Origin of the sequence: Vibrio aphrogenes (assembly GCF_002157735.2) — a bacterium.
GTDB classification, from domain to species: Bacteria; Pseudomonadota; Gammaproteobacteria; order Enterobacterales; family Vibrionaceae; genus Vibrio; species Vibrio aphrogenes.
Window position 1 is genome coordinate 1,069,701 of the sequence record NZ_AP018689.1, and the last position, 22,390, is coordinate 1,092,090.

At 42.6% G+C, this 22,390-nt stretch carries 22 protein-coding genes and 1 tRNA gene; 11 read left to right on the forward strand and 12 right to left on the reverse strand.

Features of this window, described 5'->3' with window-relative positions:
• Positions 1-42: 42 nt before the first annotated feature.
• The 4 genes from tolB to nadA all read left to right on the forward strand — a co-directional run bounded on the left by tolB (position 43) and on the right by nadA (position 3,881).
• Positions 43-1,356: a Tol-Pal system beta propeller repeat protein TolB gene (gene tolB, locus VCA1004_RS04920; RefSeq protein ID WP_232012640.1), complete on the forward strand. Its 1,314-nt coding sequence runs from the start codon at positions 43-45 to the stop codon at positions 1,354-1,356.
• 36 nt (positions 1,357-1,392) lie between these two features.
• Positions 1,393-1,908 (forward strand): peptidoglycan-associated lipoprotein Pal, encoded by a 516-nt coding sequence (gene pal / locus VCA1004_RS04925; RefSeq protein ID WP_086984500.1) that lies wholly within the window; start codon positions 1,393-1,395, stop codon positions 1,906-1,908.
• A gap of 14 nt (positions 1,909-1,922) precedes the next feature.
• The gene (gene ybgF / locus VCA1004_RS04930) at positions 1,923-2,708 is read left to right on the forward strand and encodes a tol-pal system protein YbgF (protein WP_086984499.1); all 786 of its coding nucleotides are present in this window, start codon (positions 1,923-1,925) and stop codon (positions 2,706-2,708) included.
• A 111-nt stretch (positions 2,709-2,819) separates the two neighbouring features.
• Positions 2,820-3,881 (forward strand): quinolinate synthase NadA, encoded by a 1,062-nt coding sequence (nadA, locus tag VCA1004_RS04935; protein WP_086984498.1) that lies wholly within the window; start codon positions 2,820-2,822, stop codon positions 3,879-3,881.
• Between the two features lie 221 nt (positions 3,882-4,102).
• Here nadA and VCA1004_RS04940 read toward each other — a convergent pair whose 3' ends face one another.
• On the reverse strand, positions 4,103-4,678 hold the full coding sequence (locus tag VCA1004_RS04940) for a UPF0149 family protein (protein ID WP_086984497.1): 576 nt from the start codon (positions 4,676-4,678) through the stop codon (positions 4,103-4,105).
• 334 nt (positions 4,679-5,012) lie between these two features.
• Here VCA1004_RS04940 and VCA1004_RS04945 point away from each other — a divergent pair, with 334 nt between their 5' ends.
• The 4 genes from VCA1004_RS04945 (at position 5,013) to VCA1004_RS04960 (ending at position 9,223) form a co-directional block, all read left to right on the forward strand.
• Positions 5,013-7,460, forward strand: coding sequence for a family 20 glycosylhydrolase (locus VCA1004_RS04945; protein ID WP_086984496.1), 2,448 nt, complete (start codon positions 5,013-5,015; stop codon positions 7,458-7,460).
• A gap of 326 nt (positions 7,461-7,786) precedes the next feature.
• Positions 7,787-8,227, forward strand: coding sequence for an L-alanine exporter AlaE (locus VCA1004_RS04950; RefSeq protein WP_086984495.1), 441 nt, complete (start codon positions 7,787-7,789; stop codon positions 8,225-8,227).
• Positions 8,228-8,363: 136 nt separating this feature from the next.
• Positions 8,364-8,451, forward strand: a tRNA-Ser gene (locus VCA1004_RS04955).
• Positions 8,452-8,746: 295 nt separating this feature from the next.
• The gene (locus VCA1004_RS04960; protein ID WP_086984494.1) at positions 8,747-9,223 is read left to right on the forward strand and encodes a GNAT family N-acetyltransferase; all 477 of its coding nucleotides are present in this window, start codon (positions 8,747-8,749) and stop codon (positions 9,221-9,223) included.
• Between the two features lie 22 nt (positions 9,224-9,245).
• On the opposite strand, the gene VCA1004_RS04965 is transcribed toward VCA1004_RS04960, so the two are convergent.
• Complete coding sequence (locus tag VCA1004_RS04965; RefSeq protein WP_086984493.1) at positions 9,246-10,202, reverse strand: IS110 family RNA-guided transposase; 957 nt, start codon at positions 10,200-10,202, stop codon at positions 9,246-9,248.
• A 651-nt stretch (positions 10,203-10,853) separates the two neighbouring features.
• On the opposite strand from VCA1004_RS04965, the gene VCA1004_RS04970 reads away from it, so the two are divergent.
• The 3 genes from VCA1004_RS04970 to VCA1004_RS04980 all read left to right on the forward strand — a co-directional run bounded on the left by VCA1004_RS04970 (position 10,854) and on the right by VCA1004_RS04980 (position 13,132).
• Positions 10,854-11,576: a TIGR01621 family pseudouridine synthase gene (locus tag VCA1004_RS04970; RefSeq protein WP_086984492.1), complete on the forward strand. Its 723-nt coding sequence runs from the start codon at positions 10,854-10,856 to the stop codon at positions 11,574-11,576.
• 14 nt (positions 11,577-11,590) lie between these two features.
• The gene (locus VCA1004_RS04975) at positions 11,591-12,526 is read left to right on the forward strand and encodes a class I SAM-dependent methyltransferase (RefSeq protein ID WP_086984491.1); all 936 of its coding nucleotides are present in this window, start codon (positions 11,591-11,593) and stop codon (positions 12,524-12,526) included.
• 396 nt (positions 12,527-12,922) lie between these two features.
• Positions 12,923-13,132, forward strand: a complete 210-nt coding sequence (locus tag VCA1004_RS04980; RefSeq protein ID WP_086984490.1) for a hypothetical protein — start codon at positions 12,923-12,925, stop codon at positions 13,130-13,132.
• A gap of 65 nt (positions 13,133-13,197) precedes the next feature.
• On the opposite strand, the gene gspS2 is transcribed toward VCA1004_RS04980, so the two are convergent.
• The 10 genes from gspS2 to VCA1004_RS05030 all read right to left on the reverse strand — a co-directional run bounded on the left by gspS2 (position 13,198) and on the right by VCA1004_RS05030 (position 22,084).
• Positions 13,198-13,596 carry a type II secretion system pilot lipoprotein GspS-beta gene (gspS2, locus tag VCA1004_RS04985; protein ID WP_086984489.1) on the reverse strand — a complete coding sequence of 133 codons (399 nt, stop codon included), beginning with the start codon at positions 13,594-13,596 and terminating at the stop codon, positions 13,198-13,200.
• A 1-nt stretch (position 13,597) separates the two neighbouring features.
• Complete coding sequence (locus VCA1004_RS04990) at positions 13,598-13,897, reverse strand: YciI family protein (RefSeq protein WP_086984488.1); 300 nt, start codon at positions 13,895-13,897, stop codon at positions 13,598-13,600.
• Between the two features lie 121 nt (positions 13,898-14,018).
• Entirely contained in the window at positions 14,019-14,420 is a 402-nt protein-coding gene (gene yciA / locus VCA1004_RS04995) for an acyl-CoA thioester hydrolase YciA (RefSeq protein ID WP_086984487.1), read from the reverse strand.
• A 96-nt stretch (positions 14,421-14,516) separates the two neighbouring features.
• On the reverse strand, positions 14,517-15,053 hold the full coding sequence (locus VCA1004_RS05000; protein ID WP_086984486.1) for a septation protein A: 537 nt from the start codon (positions 15,051-15,053) through the stop codon (positions 14,517-14,519).
• Positions 15,054-15,309: 256 nt separating this feature from the next.
• Positions 15,310-16,131, reverse strand: coding sequence for a tryptophan synthase subunit alpha (gene trpA, locus VCA1004_RS05005; RefSeq protein WP_086984485.1), 822 nt, complete (start codon positions 16,129-16,131; stop codon positions 15,310-15,312).
• Complete coding sequence (trpB, locus tag VCA1004_RS05010) at positions 16,131-17,336, reverse strand: tryptophan synthase subunit beta (protein WP_086984484.1); 1,206 nt, start codon at positions 17,334-17,336, stop codon at positions 16,131-16,133. Before trpB ends, trpA begins: the two co-directional genes overlap by 1 nt.
• Positions 17,337-17,383: 47 nt before the next feature.
• Positions 17,384-18,769 (reverse strand): bifunctional indole-3-glycerol-phosphate synthase TrpC/phosphoribosylanthranilate isomerase TrpF, encoded by a 1,386-nt coding sequence (gene trpCF / locus VCA1004_RS05015; protein ID WP_086984483.1) that lies wholly within the window; start codon positions 18,767-18,769, stop codon positions 17,384-17,386.
• Positions 18,770-18,783: 14 nt separating this feature from the next.
• A complete protein-coding gene (trpD, locus tag VCA1004_RS05020; RefSeq protein ID WP_086984482.1) occupies positions 18,784-19,782 on the reverse strand; it encodes an anthranilate phosphoribosyltransferase in 999 nt (332 codons plus the stop codon).
• Between the two features lie 71 nt (positions 19,783-19,853).
• Complete coding sequence (locus VCA1004_RS05025; RefSeq protein WP_164520827.1) at positions 19,854-20,435, reverse strand: aminodeoxychorismate/anthranilate synthase component II; 582 nt, start codon at positions 20,433-20,435, stop codon at positions 19,854-19,856.
• A gap of 11 nt (positions 20,436-20,446) precedes the next feature.
• Positions 20,447-22,084, reverse strand: a complete 1,638-nt coding sequence (locus VCA1004_RS05030) for an anthranilate synthase component 1 (RefSeq protein ID WP_086984480.1) — start codon at positions 22,082-22,084, stop codon at positions 20,447-20,449.
• Positions 22,085-22,390: the final 306 nt, after the last annotated feature.

A 22,390-nucleotide genomic window follows, 5' to 3' on the forward strand; every position in this document is an offset into this window, starting at 1 on the left:
TCAGTGATTAAACGTTTTATAATAGGATTATTTTGTCTTGGTATGCTCGCAACCCAGACGGCGAATGCGGCGTTGGAGCTGGTGATCACCGAAGGGACAAACTCGGCTCGTCCGATTGGTGTCGTGCCATTTAAATGGGAAGGCTCAGGCCAGTTACCACAAGATGTGTCTGCTGTAATTGCATCGGATCTACAACGTAGTGGTAAATTCAACCCTGTGGCAACCTCGAAAATGCCACAGACTCCGTACAATGACAGCGAAATTAACTTTTCAGCTTGGAACAAGATTGGGGTTGATTCGGTTGTCACCGGAACCATTAAACCAACCGACGACGGGCAATATGAGATTTCCTATCAATTATCAGACATCGTACGTGGCCAGCTAAACAATGGACAAAGTAAGGCTTTAAATGAACAAGGGCAATTAGTGTTATCTAAAGATTACCTATTGTTTAGTAAGCGTGCTGTTGTGCCTGCAAAACGATTGCGTGAATATGCCCACCGCATTTCAGATTTGGTCTATGAACAACTGACTGGTGAGAAAGGAGCCTTTTTAACTCGTATTGCTTACGTTGTTGTTAATAACAAGAGTAACTATCCTTATGAATTACGTATTGCTGATTATGATGGTTACAATGAACGCTTAGTGTTGCGTTCGAAACAACCTTTGATGTCTCCAGCATGGTCACCAGATGCTCGTAAACTGGCATACGTGAGTTTCCAAACCGGTCGTGCTCAGCTTTACATGATGGACATTTATACGGGTAAAACGGAAGTGTTAACGGCGTTCCCACGTCATAACGGTGCTCCAGAGTTTTCTCCAGACGGTAAAAAGTTAGCATTAGTATTATCGAAAACCGGTAGCCTACAAGTGTATATCCTGGATTTGCAAACTCGTAAGTTGACACAAGTGACTAGCGGCCGAGCCAATAATACTGAACCATTCTGGAATCCTGATGGTAAATCATTAATTTTTACTTCAGACCGTGGCGGTTCTCCGCAAATTTATCAAGTGAATTTGTCAGATCAATCCATTACTCGATTGACTTGGCAAGGTAGACAAAATCTTGGTGGGCAAATTACTCCAGATGGTCGATTCTTAATTATGGTGAATCGAAATTCAGAAGGATTTAATATTGCGAAACAAGATTTAGAAACTGGGGCAGTTCAAGTGCTAACAAAAACGCAACTTGATGAGTCTCCAAGTATTGCACCAAATGGTAGTATGGTGATATACAGCTCTATGTATAATAGAGAAAACGTACTTTCAATGGTATCTATTGACGGTCGTTTTAAAGCTAGACTACCGGCTACCAACGGGCAAGTGAAAGCGCCTGCTTGGTCTCCATTTTTATAATAAAAGATAGTTTTGAAAATATAAGGAAGAAAAAATATGCAACTTAATAAAGTTCTAAAAGGGCTGATGATCGCGCTACCTTTACTTACTGTAGCGGCTTGTAGTTCTAGCGATGACGCAGCAAATGCATCTGATTCTCAAACTAGCGCACAACAAACAGCTGTGACTAGCCCAATGGATGAAACGTCAGCACTATCTGAACAAGAGCAAATGGAGCAAAAGCTACGTGAAAACTCAACGGTTTTCTTTAAGTTTGATAACTCTGAAATCTCTTCTGAGTATGAAGACATTCTTGCTGCACACGCTAAATTCCTAAGTAACATGCCGAGTGTTAAAGTCACTATCGAAGGTTATGCCGATGAGCGTGGCACACCTGAGTACAACATCGCACTTGGTGAGCGTCGTGCTGAAGCTGTATCAAAATACCTACAAGCATTAGGTGTTCAAGCTGACCAAATCTCTATCGTAAGCTACGGTGAAGAAAAACCTCTCGTTATGGGTCAAACTAACGAAGCTTATGCTAAAAACCGTCGTGCAGTTGTCGTTTACTAATATAGGCGATAATTATGTTTGGTAACTTTAAGCGAGTTATTACGCTTACGTTACTAGTAAGTGCAGCAAGTCCCGTGCTTGCTGCATCTGCTCCAGTATCTGATCTCAATGACTCTGTTCCAACCGCTTCAAGTTCGTCAGAAACGACGACTCAACGTCTACAACGACTGTTAGATAATAGCAATCGTGTCCAAGCTCGTTTACAACAACAAGTGGATAGCCAAGAAGAAGAATTAACACAGCTTCGTGGGACCATTGAGCGTAATAATTACGATATGAAACAAATGGTTGAGCGTCAACGTCAACTCTTTATCGAGCTTGATAAGCTGCGCTCTGATGTCAATGATTTGAAAAAAGCAGGAACAAATTCAAGTTCCGCCACTGCTGTAACGGCTACCGCTGCGGTTGCAACTTCATCGGAAGTGATTAAAGCCTCCGCAGATGAACAGTCGGCGTACCAAGCGGCTGTCGACCTTATCTTAAAAGATCGTGACTATGATGGTGCGATTACGGCATTAAAAGACTTCCAAACTAAATACCCTAATTCAGGTTATGCTGCTAATGCACATTATTGGCTGGGTCAGTTGTATTTTGCGAAGAAGCAAGATGTAGATTCTGCTAAAAGTTTCGCGGCAGTTGTGAGTTATAAAGATTCTTCAAAACGCGCAGACGCCTTAGTGAAACTTGGTGATATTGCCAAGCGCAATAATAATCAACAAGCGGCACAAAAATACTACAAACAAGTCATTTCTGAATATCCAAACTCATCAGCTGCAAAGTTAGCTCAAAGCAATTTGTGATCATTAAGCCACCACGATAAGGTGGCTTAATTTTTCTGGTTCATAAAATTTAGAATTGTAGCCAATAAGTGTACAATATCTGAATTATTAGAACTGCGTAGAGTAAGAGCAATGGCGCATATCAACGATACAATTGATACAGTTTATCCTTTCCCTCCGAAGCCGGTACCTTTAACGGCTGAGCAACGAGTAGATTACATCCAAAAAATCAAAGCATTACTCGTCGAAAAAGACGCGGTGCTGATCGCTCACTATTACACCGACCCAGAAATCCAAGCCTTAGCAGAAGAGACTGGTGGCTTTGTTGGCGATTCTCTTGAAATGGCGAAATTTGGCAACCGTCACTCAGCGTCTACCCTGATCATTGCCGGTGTGCGCTTTATGGGGGAGTCGGCTAAAATCTTAACTCCAGAAAAGCGCATTCTAATGCCCACGCTACAAGCTGAATGTTCATTAGACTTAGGTTGCCCTGCGGATAAATTTACTGAATTTTGTGATGCTCACCCTGATCATACCGTCGTGGTCTACGCCAATACTTCGGCGGCTGTCAAAGCCCGTGCCGATTGGGTCGTAACATCGAGTATTGCATTGGAAATAGTAGAACATCTTGATTCCGAAGATAAAAAAATCATTTGGGGACCTGACCGCCATTTAGGTTCTTACATTGCTAAAAAAACCGGCGCAGATATGTTGCTATGGCAAGGTGAATGTGTGGTTCATGATGAATTTTCAGCCAAAGCTTTGAAAGACATGAAAGCACTTTATCCTGATGCGGCAGTTTTAGTACACCCAGAATCCCCCGCGAGTGTGGTCGAGCTTGCGGATGCTGTGGGCTCGACGAGTCAATTGATCAAAGCAGCTAAAGCACTGCCACATCAAAAAATGATCGTGGCGACCGATAAAGGGATTTTCTTTAAAATGCAGCAATTGGTGCCAGAAAAAGAACTAGTAGAAGCACCGACAGCAGGTAATGGTGCAACATGCCGTAGCTGTGCACATTGTCCTTGGATGGCGATGAATGGGCTGAAAGCGATAGAAAGTGCATTATCAGAAGGGGGGGCTGAGCATGAGATCTTCGTTGATGAAGAAACTCGTGTGAAATCGCTTATCCCATTAAACCGCATGTTAGATTTTGCTGATTCACTGAATTTAAAAGTCAAAGGTAATGCGTAAAGTAGCGCTGGTGAATGAAGTCAAACGTTATTTTGAAAAGCGACGTAGCAGCCTAGTTCGAATCTTCTAAAGTTGTTTACATAGCGTAACTCCACATACTAATAAGGCCGATATCATTAAAAATATCGGCCTTAGTTTTTATGCCAATCGTACTCATTAATGTGATTGGCACTAGTCTCACGATTGCAAGCCACTTGGCGGCTTTTATGCTTTCTTAGAAACTAGTGATTCGAGCTCTGCGCTAACTGATTACCTCGTTGCGATAACCCGCATAACATAACAGGCATAGCATTATAGATCTCAGTAAATTCATCTAAGCCAGTTAAGCCTTGCTCAGACAGAGTCATAATGGCGGTTTCTGGATCGTAAAGCATGCTGACTGAAAGCAACACACCACCAAGTAGTGCATTATCTTCGCTATCTTCTGGCATTAAGGTTTCCCAGTCATCACGAGTCAGTTGCCAACCTTGTAGTAGGCCTTCAGCAAAATCACGGACAGACTCTGTCACTACTTCTTCTTCATCCAAGCTATAGCCTTCAGGCCAACTCCAGGTGCCTTCTAATAAGGCCGCGTGTGTGTGGTTCCATTGCGCCACAATTAGCTCTGCGTATTGTTCAAATTGCTCTGCAGATTCAAAAGGTGCGGTTTCTTCACCACCCCATAAATAAGCAAGCCACTCAGATGGATCAAGGACGTGTGGCGCGGCAGCCATCGCAGTAACAAAGCCGAGAGTTTGTTCTGCATTGAGTAATTTGTTTTCTAATTCAGGTTGGCTGAGCAATTCAGTTAAAGTCACAAGAGTTACCTATTGGGTTCAGATTATGCAAAAAATTGTGTTAATGATAACAAGCTCGCAGTTAAGCGCCTAGCGGATTCATCGTTTTAGTTGAAATTTATAAAGCGGGTTATGATGGATTTTGTAAGTTTATATTTTATCTAAAAAAAGTGTGATTTTAGCGACTATTCGCATTATGCAAATATTGCTATAAACGGGCGCAGACCATAAGGCTAATGAATGGTTAAGCGAATGAATGATTAAAAGCGTTTATACATTTTATTATCGTGTTGCTCATACCAATTTCAATGAAGCACTTAGCCTGATGATATACACACTTTAGTGAGATGACGTAATGAGCCGCAAAACCTTAGTAATTTTACTTTCCACTTTAATGGTGGCACCTATGACAAAAGCAGACGCTCCGAACACCCAGCTTAATCTTATGCCTTATCCTTATCAGGTCAGCCTACAAGAGGGCCGATTGACTTTAGATGAGTCATTTAGTCTCTATGTAAAAACATTTCATTCGCCGCAAGTGGATTACAATCTGCAACGTATGATCAATCGGTTATATCGTCAGACAGGTTTACCAATGTTAAATTGGCAAGCGGCATCTGAGGAGCATGCCACTCTTATTATCGATATCAGCCAAGGTCCAAACTCTAAAATTCAAACAATGGACAGCGATGAATCGTATTCGTTATGGGTGGAAAATCAGCAAATCCATATTCAATCAAAGAGGCCTTTAGGGGCGATACGAGCGCTAGAAACGTTATTGCAGCTAGTTTCTGTTGATAAAGACGGTTATTTCCTTCCTAAGGTTTCAATTCAAGACCAACCGCGTTTTCCATGGCGTGGTGTGTCTTATGATACTGCACGTCATTATATTGAGCTGGATGTGATTAAACGTCAGTTGGATGCAATGGCGTCGGCTAAGCTTAATGTTTTTCATTGGCATATCTGGGACGATCAAGCCATTCGGGTACAACTCGAACACTATCCTAAATTATGGCAAGACACTGCGGATGGTCAGTATTACACCAAAGATCAAATTCGCTCGATTGTTGACTATGCGACTCAGCTTGGGATTCGCGTGATCCCTGAGATTTCCTTACCTGGACATGCTTCAGCAGTCGCGCATGCCTACCCAGAATTGATGTCCGATCCCAATAAAACCGAGTATCCACAACAAAGAGGTTGGGGAGTATTTGAACCTTTAATGGATCCTACGAATCCGGATTTGTACAAGATGTTAGCCAGTGTCTTTGATGAAATTGTGGCACTTTTCCCTGATGAATATTTTCACATTGGTGGTGATGAACCTAACTATCAACAATGGATAGATAATCCTAAAATTCAGAAATTTATACAGGATAATCATTTAGATGGAGAGCGTGGGCTACAGTCGTATCTAAATGCCAAGGTAGAAAAAATGTTGGCAGAGCGGGGCAAAAATATCACCGGCTGGGATGAAATCTGGCATAAAGATTTGCCTAAATCCATTGTTATTCAAAGCTGGCGTGGGCATGACAGCATCGGGCAGGCAGCAAAACAAGGATATAACGGTATTTTGTCGACAGGCTATTATTTAGATCAACCACAACCGACAAGTTATCACTATCGAAATGATCCTATGCCTCAAGGACTCTCGGTGGATGATACCTTGCACGCTGGCGAAAAGTTTATCACTTATGATTGGACCAAACCGAGAACGAAAGGCGGGCCAAGAACCGGAAATTTGACCATCATCCAAGCGACAGATGGCAGTGTTAGAGCGTTTACTGATTACAATGGTAAGTCGCGCGATAAAGTTGAGGTCATTGAATATATCCCCGGGGTGAAGTTCCGTGGTCACTTTGATAACTTTATGTCTTATACCGAGTTTCATTATGACTTTGAAAATGACCAATTAAAAGACAGCAGCTATCAATTGATTGGCAATGTGCGATGGCCGACCAGTGGCCAAGCGGTTGCAGGGAGTCAGTTGGCCAACAATACTATCCCTGAGCCAGTAGGAGGCTATCCTGCGGAGTTAACGGTACAAGAGCAACAACGAATATTGGGTGGTGAAATTACAATTTGGGGTGAGAATTTAGATTCTATGACGATTGAGCAACGTTTATGGCCACGCAGCTATGCGATTGCGGAGCGCTTGTGGTCACGACAAGAATTGACCGATGAACGAAGTATGTATCAGCGTTTAAGTGTCATGGATACATGGTCGGAAATTTCTTTAGGGCTTCGTCACAATGCTGATGCCACCATAATGCTTAAACGATTAGCTAACGGGGTTGAGATCGAGCCACTACAAACTTTTTCTCATTATGTTGAACCGGCACAATATTATGCTCGTCATTGGGAGAAATGGAATTCAACGGCAAATAAAGGGGATTTATATAACCAATACGAACGTTTAAATCGCTTTGTGGATGCATTACCCGTAGAGAGTATGACGGTGTATCACATGCAAGACAGCGTAGAGCGTTTTGAACAAGGAGAGCAATCTCGTTTGGAAGATCTCAAACAGCATTATCAACAAGCAAAGCGTTCGGCCCAGCAATCAAGCGCTATTTTTGTGGATAATATCGCGAGTATTGCAACCGATACCCTTGCGCAAGCGACCATTCAAGTCGCCGATGTCGGCTTATCTTTAATTGATCAAGCACAAAAAGGTCAGTCGCTCACTTTAGCGCAGCGTCAAGACTATCAAGCGATTCTAGATAAGAATGCAATTATATTTGATGAAGCCATTGTCGCGCTGGTTCGGCCCACCGAACAGTTATTACATGCCTTACCTTAATCGATATTGATAAGCGCTCATTTCTATAAAATGGTAATTAACCGCAGATGGGGTTAACGACAAAAGGTGATCATTCGATCGCCTTTTTTTATATATCAAAAAACAGCTAGTGAATCATTTCTTGTAATAATAATTTCACGGTTAAATTAACTACAATTGGGTTTAATTTATAATCTATAACACCAATAATTAACAATATTTTAGCTTGTTGTTCTTTGATATTTATCTTTATGTAAACATATAATCGGCTCTACAGGGTGAGTGAGTCGGACCTCCAGAATACCCACCAGTTTTAATCTATTATTTCTAGCTCAACAGGTAAGTAAATGAGACATATTGATTCGGTACGATTTCGCCAAGTGGCGGCAGACATGTTTGCGATGGTTGTTTTTGGTTTTGTCGCAGGTATGGCCATCGAGATTTTTGTCTCTGGCATGTCTTTTCAACAATCACTTGCTTCGAGAACGTTATCGATTCCTGTTAATCTCACTATTGCCCTGCCGTACGGGTTATTTCGGGATTGGATTCTGCGTTCTAGCCAAAAAATATCCACCCAATTTTGGATGAAAAAAGTGGCTGACATGTTTGCCTATGTGACTTTTCAATCACCAGTATACGCCACCATATTATTTATCGTTGGAGCCTCATTTGAGCAGATTATAACGGCAGTCCTCAGTAACGCTCTTATTGCCGGTGGAATGGGCGTGGTATACGGAGCATTTTTAGATACCTGCCGTAAATGGTTTCGGGTGCCAGCGTATTCTTAGTCTAAAAATGCGCATATCAGTCAAATATTGACCACTTAAACACAAAACGAAGAAAATTGGCCCAAAGCGCTTGACCAATCCCCGTAGAATCATTAAATTAGCGCCTCGTTGAGCGAAGCCTCGACCTACAATTTACGGTGAGTTGTCCGAGTGGCTGAAGGAGCACGCCTGGAAAGTGTGTATACGGCAACGTATCGAGAGTTCGAATCTCTCACTCACCGCCACATTCTAAAAAAAGACGTCTTAGGGCGTCTTTTTTTATGCCTATTATAATTCTAAATCAATCAGTTAGCTTCTGATGACGCCCAGAATTTCTTTTAAAATCTTAACCATAATGTAATGCCCAGAATATATTCATCATGCTAGTTGGTTAGGCTTTGTTTACACATCAAGTCGTAATCTTAAGTTATGGGTACCAAATGGTAAGTGCTAGCTTATTTTTACCTTAAAGCGAATTAGAAAGTAAGAGCATTTAGTTTTAATCTAGTTGTTACAAAGTCAAAAAGATAGGGAAGTTTCATGAATTTAAGAAAATTTGTAGCTCAAGATACTCCAGAAGTCATTTCATGGTTCTCAACTGAAACGGAATCTTTGTACTGGGGCGGTTGGATGTTCGGTTGGCCACTTTCTGAAGCTAAAATAGTAGACCGCAGCGCACTTCCAGAAATTGAGTTCTTCATTTTATCCAATGGTAATGACAGGCTTGGTTTCATTGAGCTTCAGCACATAAGTGAAAGTGAAATACGCTTGTGTCGAGTTGCTGTTAACCCTGAATATCGAGGACGTGGATTTGGTAGGGCTTTAATCTCACTTTCTATCGAAGAAGTCAGGAAACGTGAACAGTTCAGTGTTGTGACCTTGGCGGTTTTTGCTGACAATGTAACCGCTTATAATTGCTACAAATCATATGGCTTTGTAACTGTCGACAAAGAGCCAAAATTTAGAGAGTTCAATGGAAAGAAATGGCCTTTGATACAGATGGAAACTGCTTTTTAACAAGGGGCTATGGTGTCAATAGTTAATTTTTAATTCTATTTTCATCCCACATAACACCATCTCTAAGCATTGAGTTTAAGGTGATCACCATCTTTCGAACACACGCAATAATGGCGACTTTTTTGGGTTTTCCTTGCTTAAGAAGTCGCTGATAATTTTCTTTAAAAATAGGGTTGCATTGCATAGCTGACATCATTGCCATATAGAGTACTGTTCTAACTTGAGCACGACCGCCTTGAATGCTTCTTTTCCCTCTGAATTGGCCGCTTTCTTTGGTTATTGGCGCAACGCCAATAAGCGAGGCAGCTTGTTTATTAGTGATATATCCTAGCTCAGGTACATTGCTGATAATTGATGCAGCGACGACTTTTCCAACCCCAGGCATACTTTGAAGTATCATATTTTTAGCTTGGTATTCTGGGCATTCATTAATCATTCTTTCTATCTTTAATTCAATTTTGGTTATCTGATTCTTGAACGCTGTTAATATTGGTTTAATTGTTGAAGCCAGTGATTTTGGTAGTATCTGAAGTCTATTTTTTTCCATTGTTTGCATCGTTAATAATTGACTTCTCCTTGCAACTAAATCACTCATTATCCGCATATTTTCAGGTTTTAACTGAGTCAATGTCGGTTTAATCGCCTCAGCATAATGAGCAATAAGCTCTGCATCTAACCTATCATTTTTTGCTCGTCGACCAATCGCACCTGCAAACCGTTTTACATGTATTGGATTGGCTATAACGAATGGAAGATTGACTTCAGCACAAGCAATGATAAATGGCATCTCTAATCGTCCAGTCGCTTCTATAACAACTCGTTCTGGCGAATGATTTTTTATCTTTTTAATGGCTTCTTTGATGCCTTTATCGTCATTAGAAACTGAGAAAAAAATATTTATAGGTCGGATATAAATATCTAATTGTGACTTGCCAGTATCAACACCGACATTAATGTTTTGAAGTGTATTAGTATTCATAATAAGCTAACTCATGCTTGCGTAATGCGGGTTCGAGACCCAGTGGGCTATTCGAGTCTTTTGCTCGGAGTCCTATGCAGCGTTCGTTCTTGTTATCGGTCTCTCGATAGAGGAGCCTACGTTTAATCGAACTACTGCATAGAAAGCCTAAGTTGCAGCTTAGGCCTGGGTCTCACATTACCCAAAAGCAGAGTTAATTTCCCATACAAGCAATTTAAGAGGGGTTCACAACGCTTGGCATTAGCGGCAAAGGAAACTGTAATGTTTTTGAACGTGTTAGAGAGTTGAATAGTTCAAAATCAGGAACATAATTACCGGTACATTGTTATCCCGTCCGTGCATGGAATATATTTGATAGCCAAAATGTTCCTATTTGTGCTCGCCCAATCGAAAGTCGTTTACATGCCTTATTCAAAACAATGACGGATAACTATATTCGTGGGGAATGGTTTGCTGATGACGTTACAGAAGACGGTGAAAGTGAGACAGAATGTGAAACTGAACGAACCTTAGAAATGTTTCGTGAGTATTATGCGTGCGGATTTTTTCTGTTTGTCGTTTGGGTTTATTAAGCTGGCAAGCTATACTTCGGGCCTTATTTTTGCGCCCTTTTTAACGTCCTATTTTTAGCACGTCATGGTTAAGAGACTCATGTTCGATATTTTGTATCAAAATTGCGATTTTTTAGTGATCAATAAGCATCCTAATGTCAGTGTTCATAAAGATGATGGTGAGACTTCACTTTTACTCGAAATTGCAAAATCATCCGAGGTTGAACTGAGTGAGGGTAATCAGCTTTATTTAGTCCATCGCCTTGATAAGATGACGTCGGGTATTTTGTTATTAGCTAAGCATCAACAAGCTGCAAGTGAGTTATCTCAGCAGTTTGCTCAACGTCTGGTGAGTAAATTTTACCTTGCGATTGGAGTTAAAAAACCGAAGAAGAAACAAGGGCTGATTTCTGGAGATATGGAGCGTTCTAGGCGTTCGGCATGGAAACTCATGAAAACGCAGAATAACCCAGCAAAAACGCAATTCTTTTCACTGGCCGGTGAGGCTGGACAACGTCTTTTCTTATGTAAGCCACATACGGGTAAAACTCATCAAATTCGCGTGGCTTTAAATTCGATTGGATCATCAATTTTGGGCGATGATATTTATACCCCTAGCAGTTGTGTCGGTGAGCAGGCTGCGGATCGCGGTTATTTACATGCTTATGCTTTATCGTTCGAGCACGCCGGCCAAGCTTATGATTTTGTGTGTGATCCCAGCGATTACGTTACGCTTGGTCAGGCTTGGCAAACTCCGGCGGTATTGCAGGCCCTGCAACAATGGCAACATCCAGCACAGCTTACTTGGCCAACCATCAAATAATAAAAGTGAATACTATGCAAATCACACAATTACCGATTTTTTTTGAACATATTCAACAGCAATTACCGCGCTGTCAAAATGAAATGCGTCGTTTATTTCATGGTCGAGGTCAAACTTGGTCAGGGTTGGAGCAAATTACCGCTGACTGGATTGGGCAACAGCTGATTGTGACCTTATTCAAACCGGTAGAGGAAGACTTCCACGAACAGTTAACACAAGGCTTGTTGCAATTATTTCAAAGTGAGGAGTGGCAATCGGTTTCAGGGATTGGTATTGGTTTACAACATCGCTATCAACACGGTGCTCCGTTTGAAGTGATCGCAGGTGAGATTCATGAGCATACCATTGGTGTTGAAAATGGTTTGCAATACCAGTTAGTGCTGGGTAAAAACCAAAACATGGGGCTCTTTTTGGATATGCGTTTAGGCCGTCAATGGGTACAAGAGCATGCGCAAGGAAAACGTGTGTTGAACCTTTTTTCTTATACCTGTGGATTTTCTGTGGCCGCAATGGCTGGTGGTGCGCATAAAGTATTGAATGTAGATATGGCAAAAGGGGCGTTGTCGCGTGGACGCGAAAATCACCGACTTAATCAACATGATCTTTATGATGTAAACTTCTTAGGTCATGATATTTTCCGTTCATGGGGCAAAATTACTAAGTTTGGTCCATACGATTTGGTGATTATCGATCCGCCATCATTTCAAAAAGGCAGTTTTGCGCTCACTAAAGACTATAAAAAAATTCTGCGCCGTTTACCTAGCTTATTAAATGAAGGGGGAGAAGTGCTGGCTTGTGTGAACTCTCCCGTAGTTAGTGAAGATTTTTTAATTGATTCTATGGCAGAAGAAGCTCCTGAGTTAACGTTTATTGAACGCTTAGCTAACCCTGAAGAATTTGCGGATATTGATGAGCAAGCCAGTTTAAAAGTGATGGTCTTTCATTCGTAAGTTAGTTAACCTCAACTGCGGATAAGAGTGTCACAATAACAAGTCTAACCTTATGATATATAAAAGATAAAAAATCTATCAGGTACATAGGGTTGATTACTTTCTCTCAATATTGCAATTTGGGATGGCTAACAAGGCAAAATCATAAGTCAATAGCTGGCCTATTGCGTTGATTTTAACGAAGTTAGACGCCCAAAGTGCTGTATTGAGTGACTTCTAGTTATCCGCAGCTGAGGTTAGTTAGGGCTATTATGATGTCTAGGTTTATTTTGAGTTTCAAGGTGAAGTCAAAACTAACTGGCTGATAATTCGGTTATTTTATGACATATGCACTGGTATATTTTTCATTTTGGTGCATGATTAACCTAGAAAGCAGATGAATAAGGATGTGATAATATGCCATTAGCTCAATGCCCTGTATGTGAGAAATCCATTTCAAAACGTGCTTATGCGTGTCCAGGATGCGGAGAACCTGACCCATTTAATAGTAAAGTGAAATCTAAAGTGTTTAGATCCATTTTGTGGCTGGTGCTTATTGTCGGTGGCGTGTATGCCTTTTGGATTTATGGCTTACCGCTACTGATCGATTTTGTACATGATATTTAATCAATGAAATGAAAACACCCGACTGAATGTTGCTATTCAATCGGGTGTTTTTTATCTGATTTGGATTAGCTAGCGTCTTCTAAATCCGCGCAAGTTTGTTCGCTGATATTCTCATCCACCAACAATTTTCCGCGCTCACTGCGTACGGTGATCTGATAAATCACGCCTTTTTTGAGCACTGAACGCACTTCATTACTTTGGCAATAGCTTTTAACACTGGCATCGACTAAGGCACTAGGAGCAATGCTACCGGTACTATTATAAATCATTAATAAATTGACCGTATTGCCTTTTGCTTTAGCATGCATGACATTTAATGGGCCAAGCTTAAAAGGTAACCCTGCTTCGATAACGTTCGCGCGATGATCTGCCATCATTTCGACCTCGTTTGGCTGTGAAGCACAACCAGCAAGAAGGCTGGCGGCCAAGAGGGCGAATAGTGGGGTTTTAAAAGAGATAGTCATATTAAGGCAGTACTTTTTTAAACGGTTTAACAATGACGTTTTGATAAACGCCGGCTTCAATATAAGGATCGGCATCGGCCCACGCTTGAGCTTGTTCAAGAGAGTTAAATTCTGCGATAACGGTTGAACCGGTAAAGCCTGCTTCACCTGGATTTTCACTGTCTATCGCAGGCATTGGACCGGCGACTAATAAACGTCCTTCTTCTTTTAGGGCGACCAAGCGGGCTAAGTGACGTTCACGTACACTCATTCGCTTTTCAAGAGAGTTCTCAACATCCTGAGAAAAAATCACATACCACATGGGAAGTCCTTTTATCGAATTGAATTAGAGATTCATCATACGCTGCTGATAAAAAGAAGGCTACCGTTCACAACTAAAAGCGCGTGGAGTAGCCTATTGATTTATCATATTAGAGAGCGGGTTAGTCAGGTTTCACTGCTCTGGGTTTACCTTCACTATCAATCGCCACATAGTTAAAGGTTGCTTCACACACTTTATTTTTCTCTCCCACGCCTTCATGGCTGACAGATTTTACCCATACTTCCAGTGCGACTGACATCGAAGTGCGGCCAATGTTAATACATTCACCATAACAGCAAACGACATCGCCGACTTTGACCGGTTGTTTAAAGGTAATGCTTGATACTGAAACTGTCACGACACGGCTGTTGGAAATCTCTTTAGCCAAAATTGCGCCAGCTAAGTCAAGTTGGGACATGATCCAACCACCGAAAATATCACCATTTGCGTTGGTGTCTGCCGGCATGGCAAGGGTACGAAGAATCATTGAACCACGAGGGGCATCCATTGTTGGGGTGCTCATATTTTTTCCTAAATAAAAAATCCATTACTGTCGTAAATTATGACAGTAATGGAATCACTTTCAACTAATAAGAGGCTTGAGTGCCGATAGTTTACGCTATTCTTGGCTTTCTTTTGGCATGTGCTTATAGACGTAAATGCCCGATAAAATCGTAAAGGCGAAGGTAGCGATTAATAGGCCAAAGACTTTAAAATTGACCCAAACATCTAAAGGAAGTTCATAAGCTACGTAAATATTTAATAACGCGCATACCGAGAAAAAGCCAACCCACGCAAGGTTTATGCGTTTCCAGATAATATCAGGTACGGTGATCTCTTTGCTTAACATCCCTTTGATAACCGGTTTGCCTAAGAAATCCGACACTAATAGCCCGATAGCAAATAGAGCATAGATAATGGTGACTTTCCATTTGATGAAATTATCATTATGGAAGAAGAGGGTCATGCCACCAAATACCGCAACAATCGCAAAGGTAATTAATTGCATTTTTTCGACTTTTTTATATAACGCATAAGTGACTGCAACTTGAATTGCTGTCGCAACAATCAATGCGCCAGTCGCTACATAGATATCGTAGCTTTTGTATAAAAAGAAAAAGATGACCAGAGGAATAAAATCTATTAATTGCTTCATGAGATACCATTTTTTATGTCGTTGCAGCAAATAACGCCGTCGAGGTGTTTGAGTCAAACGTTGTGAGTTCTGAGTCAAAGCTGCCGCGATAGCAAGAATGAGGCTAAGTCTAACCAATTAAAGCAAAATGAAAACCACTTAGAGATGTTTTGCTACAAAAAAAGCCCGTTGAACGCATTTTATGAACACGTGTAACGGGCTTGAATGATGGTGACGGCTTATATTGACATTAAGTTAGTCATAAAAGCCATCAGCCTTACATTTGAGTCGCTTGCTTCATCGCATGCACAAAATCGTGCAATGCCTGCAACATGGCTTTGGGGTCAGCGACATTATTTTCAATGATTTTGACCACCGCTGAGCCAGAAATAGCGCCAGCGGCACCGGCTTTAATAGCTTCTTCAACTTGGCTTGGTTCGGAGATTCCAAATCCAAGTAAGGCTGGGGGAGCATTAAATTGATTGAGGCGATCCAGTAAGGCGGTGACAGGCATATTGGCTTTGGTTTCTGCCCCAGTCACGCCGGCGCGCGAGAGCAAGTAAGTATAACCACCTCCTAACTGCGCCACATCACTAAGGGTCTGTTTATTTGCGGTGGGCGGGGCGATGAAGATAGGGTCAACGCCGTGAGCGTTAGCGGCTTGATTAAATGGTGCGCTTTCGCCAGTTGGGACATCGGCAATCAATACCGAGTCGACACCTGCTTGCTGACAACGAGCATAGAAGTTATCAATGCCACGTGCATAAACTAAGTTGGCATACACTAAAAGGCCAATCGGTAACTCTGGGTTTTCCGCGCGGATTTGTGCAATTAAATCAAAACAGACATCGGGTGTTGTGCCTGCATCGAGCGCACGAATGTTAGCACCTTGAATGGTTGGGCCATCGGCTAATGGATCGGAAAATGGTAATCCTAATTCCAGTGCATCGGCTCCAGCAGCAATCAAGGTTTTCATAATCGCAAGAGATTGCTCAGGGTTTGGATCGCCAATGGTGACAAATGGAACAAAGGCGCCTTGATTTTTCGCTTTCAGACGAGTGAAGAGCGATTGATAACGAGTAGAGTGTGCTTGTGTCATTATATCGCTCCCTGATCTTTATCTGAATTAGCGGCTAAGATTTTGTGCACTGTGAAAATGTCTTTATCTCCTCGACCGGATAAATTAACCACCAATAGCTGTTCTTTGTCTGGTTCGGCATAAGCCATTTTCAGCGCATAAGCTAACGCATGAGAGGACTCTAGCGCCGGGATAATCCCTTCATGAGATGCTAAGTTTTGGAAGGCATCTAAGGCCTCTTGGTCGGTAATTGATACATATTCCGCTCGGCCAGTTGCGTTAAGGTGCGCATGTTGCGGCCCAACCGATGGGAAATCTAAGCCGGCTGAAATCGAGTAAGATTCTTCAATTTGCCCATGTTCGTCTTGCATTAATGGGGATTTCATCCCAAAGAAGATGCCGGTTTTACCATGTTTTAATGGTGCGCCGTGTTGGTCAGTATCGATACCTAGACCGGCTGGTTCAACACCGATTAAGCGAACTTGTTCATCAGGAATAAAATCGGCAAACATACCAATGGCATTAGAGCCACCACCGACACAAGCGATGACGGCATCAGGTAGACAGCCTTCGCGGGCTAGAATCTGGTTTTTCGTTTCTTCACCGATCATTCGTTGAAATTCACGCACAATGGTGGGGAAAGGGTGTGGGCCAGCGGCGGTGCCTAATAAATAGTGCGCTTCCTCATAACTGGCTGACCAATCACGAAGCGCTTCATTACACGCATCTTTTAAGGTCGCTGAACCTGAATGCACGGGGATAACTTCAGCTCCCATGAGCTTCATGCGAAAGACATTCGGGCTTTGGCGTTCAACGTCTTTGGCCCCCATATAGACGCGGCATTTTAAATCGAGTAGGGCACACGCGAGTGCGGTGGCAACGCCGTGTTGACCGGCACCTGTTTCAGCGATAATTTCTTTTTTGCCCATGCGTTTTGCAAGTAACGCTTGACCGAGTACTTGGTTGGTTTTATGTGCGCCGCCATGCAATAAGTCTTCACGTTTTAAGTACAGCTTGGTCTTGGTCCCTTTGGTCATATTACGACACAAGGTTAATGCGGTTGGGCGGCCTGCGTATTCTTGTAATAAGCCCATAAACTCCGCTTGAAATTCAGGGTCTTGTTGCGCATCAATAAACGCTTGTTCAAGTTGATCAAGCGCCGGTACTAAAATTTGTGGTACATATTGCCCACCAAACTCTCCAAAATAGGCATCTAACTTCGCCATAAATACAATCCTTTCTCTGTCCTTATTGGTGCTATAACACCGGCGGATTAATAATTTCGTAATGCTTCAAATGCAGCTTGCAGTTTCCCTGCGTCTTTAATTCCTGGTTCACTTTCAACGCCAGAATTGAGATCCAGACCAATGCAGCCAAGTTGACTGGCTTGTGCAATGTTGTCAGGGGATAACCCACCCGCCAGCATGATGTTTTGGCGGTGTGCGGTTGAGGTCTTGCCTTTGTCTAATAGGGTCCAATCAAAACTCACTCCAGTTCCTCCTGATTGTTGTCCAACTTGTGAATCTAATAAGTGTTTATCTATATGTTTGTCGAGCAAGCTTGGCAGCGTATCACTCACGCCATAAGCCTTCCAAATTTTGACGGTCTTGGGCAATAACGCACGTAATTGAGTAACCTCGGCTTGACTTTCATTACCATGCAATTGTACGGCAGCTAGGCCAAGCTGATGGGCGGTTTGTGCGACTTCATCCATCGGTTGATTTTGGAAGACACCCACATAATGTAATGGTGCGCCACTCATGATGAGGCGAGCTTCTTCGACATTGACTTTGCGCTTGGATTGACGAGCAAAGATAAGCCCACCATACACACTACCGGCTTGATATGCCAAATTCGCGTGATCTGGATGGGTCAAGCCGCACACTTTATTTTCACCAAGAATCACCCGACGAACGGCAAGTTCTAAATTGTCTTCAGACATGAGTGAACTACCAATCAAAAAGCCGTTGGCAAAATGAGACAGTTCTTTTACTTGCTGATGATGGTGGATACCTGACTCTGAAATGACGACCGTGTCTTTAGGCAAGCGTGGCGCTAAGGCTTTGGTGCGTTCTAAAGTAATCGATAAATCACGTAAGTTACGGTTATTGATGCCGACAACGGGTGCTTGTAAGGCAATCGCTCGCTCTAACTCTTCCTCATTACTGACTTCAGTTAAATAACCCAACTTTAAGGAACGAGCAACGTCAGCTAAGTGCAGATATTCTTCATCAGTTAAGACTGAAAGCATCAATAAAATGGCGTCGGCTTGATAGTGACGAGCCAGATACACTTGGTATTCGTCGATCATGAAGTCTTTACACAATACGGGTTGAGTCACGTGTTGTCTGACTTGTGGCAAAAATTCAAATTCACCTTGAAAATATTTAGTGTCAGTTAAGACGGAAATGGCACTGGCATGGCGTGCATAGACAGAGGCGATGTAATCTAAGTTAAAATCATCGCGGATCAAACCTTTTGATGGCGAGGCTTTTTTACACTCTAAGATAAACTCGGTTTTGCCAGTCTTTAAGGCTTGGTAAAAATCTCGGTCACTGGCTGTGAGTGTCGATTTAAAGCTTGCTAATGGTTGTTGCTTTTTACGCTCTTCAACCCAAATTCGTTTATCGGCAACGATTTTTGCTAATACGGTTTCCAATTGTTACTCCTTGTTTATCCGTGAGCGGCCAGTCGAGTGACAAGCTGATAGGCTTTGCCTGAGTTCATGACATCGATCGCTTTTTGCGTATTGGCTTTCAGATCTTCATGGCCAAATAAGCGTAAAAGTAAAGCGACATTGACTGCGACAGCGGACACTTGTGCCTCGGTTCCTTCACCATTTAATATCTTAGTGATAATGGCACGGTTCTCTTCGGGTTCGCCACCTTTAATTGCTTCTAACGGGTAAGTTTTTACGCCAAAATCTTCAGGCGTAAGCGTGTATTCTTTAATCTCACCATCAACGAGTTCATTGACGAGCGTAGGGCCATGAATTGCTACTTCATCTAATCCACTGCCAAACACTACGGCTGCACGTTTCATTCCCATATTGAGCATGGTCTTAGCAATGGGTCTGACTAAGTTCTCATCATACACACCCATTAATTCAATTTTAGGGCGAGCAGGGTTTATTAAAGGGCCAAGTACATTAAATATGGTGCGTGTTTTCATTGCTTGGCGGACAGGCATGGCGTGACGAACACCTTGGTGATATTGCGGCGCAAATAAAAAGGCAACGCCGATCTCTTCGATAGCCGATTTTGCTTTTTCTGGCGACATGGAAAGGTTGATTCCAAATGAATCGAGGAGGTCAGAAGAACCTGATTTACTTGAGACACCACGATTACCATGCTTCGCAATTTTGACGCCACATGCAGCGGCAACAAAGGCGGCGGTGGTGGAAATATTAATAGTATTGGAACCGTCTCCCCCCGTTCCGACGATGTCAGCAAATTCTCCGTCAATGTGTGGGAATGGCGCTGCGTTAGTCAGTAAAGCTTGCGCGGCACCGGCGATTTCGTCTGGGGTTTCCCCTTTGAGCTTTAAAGAGGTTAAGACGGCACCTAATAAAATAGGGTCCATTTCCCCTTTAATGATGCTATCAAATAAAGTGTGGCTTTCTTGTTCGGTCAAATGGCTTTGGGCATACAGTTTGTTGATGATGTCTTGCATAATAATGTCCTTATAATTCTTTCGAGGTTCGAGGTTCGAGGTTCGAGGTTCGAGGTTCGAGGCTCGTGGCGTTATTTCCCTAATGCCCAATTAATCGTATTTTCTAAAAGTGTTGCGCCATAAGTTGTCATGATTGATTCGGGGTGAAATTGAAAACCACATACTTTATGATTTTCTTCCACCACCGACATCACCAGCCCATTTACTTTTGCTGTGACAGTCAATGCTGCGCTGACTTCTGTGGCGACTAAAGAGTGGTAGCGTGCAATCGCAAATGGTGAAGGTAAACCGTGATAGGTTGGGTGGTTATCGTGCACCATCATCGAAACTTTACCATGAACAATGTCACCTGCGCCGGCAACCTTACCGCCATAAGCTTCCACAATGGCTTGATGGCCAAGACAAATACCAATCATCGGCACTTTGCCTTTTAAACCTTGAATAAGCTCAGGCATACAGCCAGCCTCTGATGGCTTGCCAGGACCGGGGGATAACACCACGATCGGGTTATCGAGCGTCATCACCGCATGTTCAATGGTGGCTGCTGCCAAACTATTTCGGTAAATCGTCACCGTATGACCAAGTGAACGGAATTGATCAACCAGGTTATAGGTAAATGAATCAAAATTATCGATAAAAATAATATTCGCCATGGGGATAATCCTTAACCTTGTTGAGTCGACGGTGAGCTTTGATGAGTAGCTTGAATGGCTGAAATAACCGCTTGAGCTTTGCCTCGGGTTTCATCGGCCTCAGATTGCGGGTCGGAATCAAATACCACGCCAGCTCCTGCTTGTACTTGTGCGATGCCGTTTTCCACGTACGCTGAACGAATGACGATGCAAGTATCCAAATCACCTTCACCTGTTAAGTAACCAACCGCACCGCCATAAGTACCACGACGCTGTTTTTCTACATCACGAATCAATTGCATGGCGCGAATTTTAGGAGCTCCGGTTAATGTTCCCATATTCATACAAGCTTGGTATGCATGTAAGGCATCCAGATCGCAACGCAATTCACCGACCACGCGTGATACTAAGTGCATGACATGGCTATAGCGGTCTACTTTAAGTAAATCGGCCACATGGCGTGAACCGGCAGTCGCAATGCGTGCCACATCGTTACGGGCCAAATCAACCAACATCATGTGTTCGGCATTTTCTTTTTGGTCATTACGCAGTTCTAATTCAATACGGCTGTCTAAATCAAAATTGATGCTGCCATTGGCGTTTTTACCTCGGCGGCGAGTTCCGGCAATCGGGTAAATTTCAATTTGTTCATTGTCGGCATCGTATTTCAGAGCACTTTCAGGGGACGCACCAAATAAGGTGAACAACTCATCTTTCATATAGAACATGTAAGGGCTTGGATTGCTTTGTTTGAGCGCTTTGTAAGCCGATAAAGGAGAAGGGCACGGTAATGAAAAACGACGAGAAGGAACGACTTGGAAAATATCACCTTGGATAACGTACTGCTTTAAGTCACGAACAATTTGGCAAAAATCCTCATCGTTAATATTGGTTTGGACTGACATGTCCGCGACTTCGGTAGCTTGAGGTAAAGGAGAAACATCGGTGCAATGCTCGGCAATTTCGGCCAAGCGTTGTTGCAACTGAGCCTTGATAGTATTGGTGCTATTAAACGCGGTGGCTTGTACGCTGCATTGTTGAGTTTGATGGTCAAAAATCATCAATGTTTCTGCGACATAAAATACGTAATCTGGGCAGCGATCACCGGCTTCTGCTGCGCCTAATTGTTCAAAGTTGGCCACTAAGTCATAAGCAAAAGCACCGCCAATAAAAATAGCGAGCTTTTTGTTTACGCCTAACGAGTCGGGTAGTTGTTGTAAATCAAAACTGTGCTGAACCACTCGTAAGGCATCAAAGCTAGATGGTTGACGTAGGCGTGAATCTTCATCGAGGTCTTGATTGGCTGTGGTGAATTGTAAGGTAAATTGTTTTGGCCCTTGTTCCACTAAAATCGAGGCGGGAAGATTGGCTTGAACCGCTTGTAATAAGTGCTGACCATTTTGAGTTTTAGCGGTTAAAGTGACTTGTTGGCCTCGACACTCAATGCGTATTGCTGCATCGATCAGCAATAAGCTTTTTAAGTTTTCTTTAGAGCTGATTTCAGCACTTTCCAGTAATAAGCTGTTTTGGGTTTCGAGTGCATTATCATTGACACATAAGGCATGAAAAACTTCCGTTGGATCTTCCAAATAGGGAGTATGGATCTGAAACACGTCAATGGGGTGTTTATGGCTAATTGTCTCTTGATGAATTTTTGCGGCCTTATTCATAAGACTTCCCTTTATTTATCGTTGAATTCCGTTTCAACCCAAGCTTCCTAAAATGTCTTGGGAAATTAGCTGCTGCGCTGTTTTGATAGTCGCATAACCGTCTTGTTTCCTAAGCGGTTTTGATTCAATGTGTGCGCTGTGTTTAACGGAAATAGTATCATTGTTGATTAAGTATTCAATTGGGCATTAAAAAGCCCGCGATTTAGAGGCGGGCTGGTTACTTTATTGACGATATGAAAACCGTTAAGCAGTGCAAACCCACGTTATCGCAGAGATCAACCACACTCGCCAAGAGAAATTGCGAGA

Coding starts and splice junctions, on each gene's coding strand:
- tolB (WP_232012640.1), top strand. CDS start 43: ATGCTCGCAACCCAGACGGCGAATGCGGCGTTGGAGCTGGTGATCACC.
- pal (WP_086984500.1), top strand. CDS start 1,393: ATGCAACTTAATAAAGTTCTAAAAGGGCTGATGATCGCGCTACCTTTA.
- ybgF (WP_086984499.1), top strand. CDS start 1,923: ATGTTTGGTAACTTTAAGCGAGTTATTACGCTTACGTTACTAGTAAGT.
- nadA (WP_086984498.1), top strand. CDS start 2,820: ATGGCGCATATCAACGATACAATTGATACAGTTTATCCTTTCCCTCCG.
- VCA1004_RS04945 (WP_086984496.1), top strand. CDS start 5,013: ATGAGCCGCAAAACCTTAGTAATTTTACTTTCCACTTTAATGGTGGCA.
- VCA1004_RS04950 (WP_086984495.1), top strand. CDS start 7,787: ATGAGACATATTGATTCGGTACGATTTCGCCAAGTGGCGGCAGACATG.
- VCA1004_RS04960 (WP_086984494.1), top strand. CDS start 8,747: ATGAATTTAAGAAAATTTGTAGCTCAAGATACTCCAGAAGTCATTTCA.
- VCA1004_RS04965 (WP_086984493.1), bottom strand. CDS start 10,202: ATGAATACTAATACACTTCAAAACATTAATGTCGGTGTTGATACTGGC.
- VCA1004_RS04970 (WP_086984492.1), top strand. CDS start 10,854: ATGTTCGATATTTTGTATCAAAATTGCGATTTTTTAGTGATCAATAAG.
- VCA1004_RS04975 (WP_086984491.1), top strand. CDS start 11,591: ATGCAAATCACACAATTACCGATTTTTTTTGAACATATTCAACAGCAA.
- VCA1004_RS04980 (WP_086984490.1), top strand. CDS start 12,923: ATGCCATTAGCTCAATGCCCTGTATGTGAGAAATCCATTTCAAAACGT.
- gspS2 (WP_086984489.1), bottom strand. CDS start 13,596: ATGACTATCTCTTTTAAAACCCCACTATTCGCCCTCTTGGCCGCCAGC.
- VCA1004_RS04990 (WP_086984488.1), bottom strand. CDS start 13,897: ATGTGGTATGTGATTTTTTCTCAGGATGTTGAGAACTCTCTTGAAAAG.
- yciA (WP_086984487.1), bottom strand. CDS start 14,420: ATGAGCACCCCAACAATGGATGCCCCTCGTGGTTCAATGATTCTTCGT.
- VCA1004_RS05000 (WP_086984486.1), bottom strand. CDS start 15,053: ATGAAGCAATTAATAGATTTTATTCCTCTGGTCATCTTTTTCTTTTTA.
- trpA (WP_086984485.1), bottom strand. CDS start 16,131: ATGACACAAGCACACTCTACTCGTTATCAATCGCTCTTCACTCGTCTG.
- trpB (WP_086984484.1), bottom strand. CDS start 17,336: ATGGCGAAGTTAGATGCCTATTTTGGAGAGTTTGGTGGGCAATATGTA.
- trpD (WP_086984482.1), bottom strand. CDS start 19,782: ATGCAAGACATCATCAACAAACTGTATGCCCAAAGCCATTTGACCGAA.
- VCA1004_RS05025 (WP_164520827.1), bottom strand. CDS start 20,435: ATGGCGAATATTATTTTTATCGATAATTTTGATTCATTTACCTATAAC.
- VCA1004_RS05030 (WP_086984480.1), bottom strand. CDS start 22,084: ATGAATAAGGCCGCAAAAATTCATCAAGAGACAATTAGCCATAAACAC.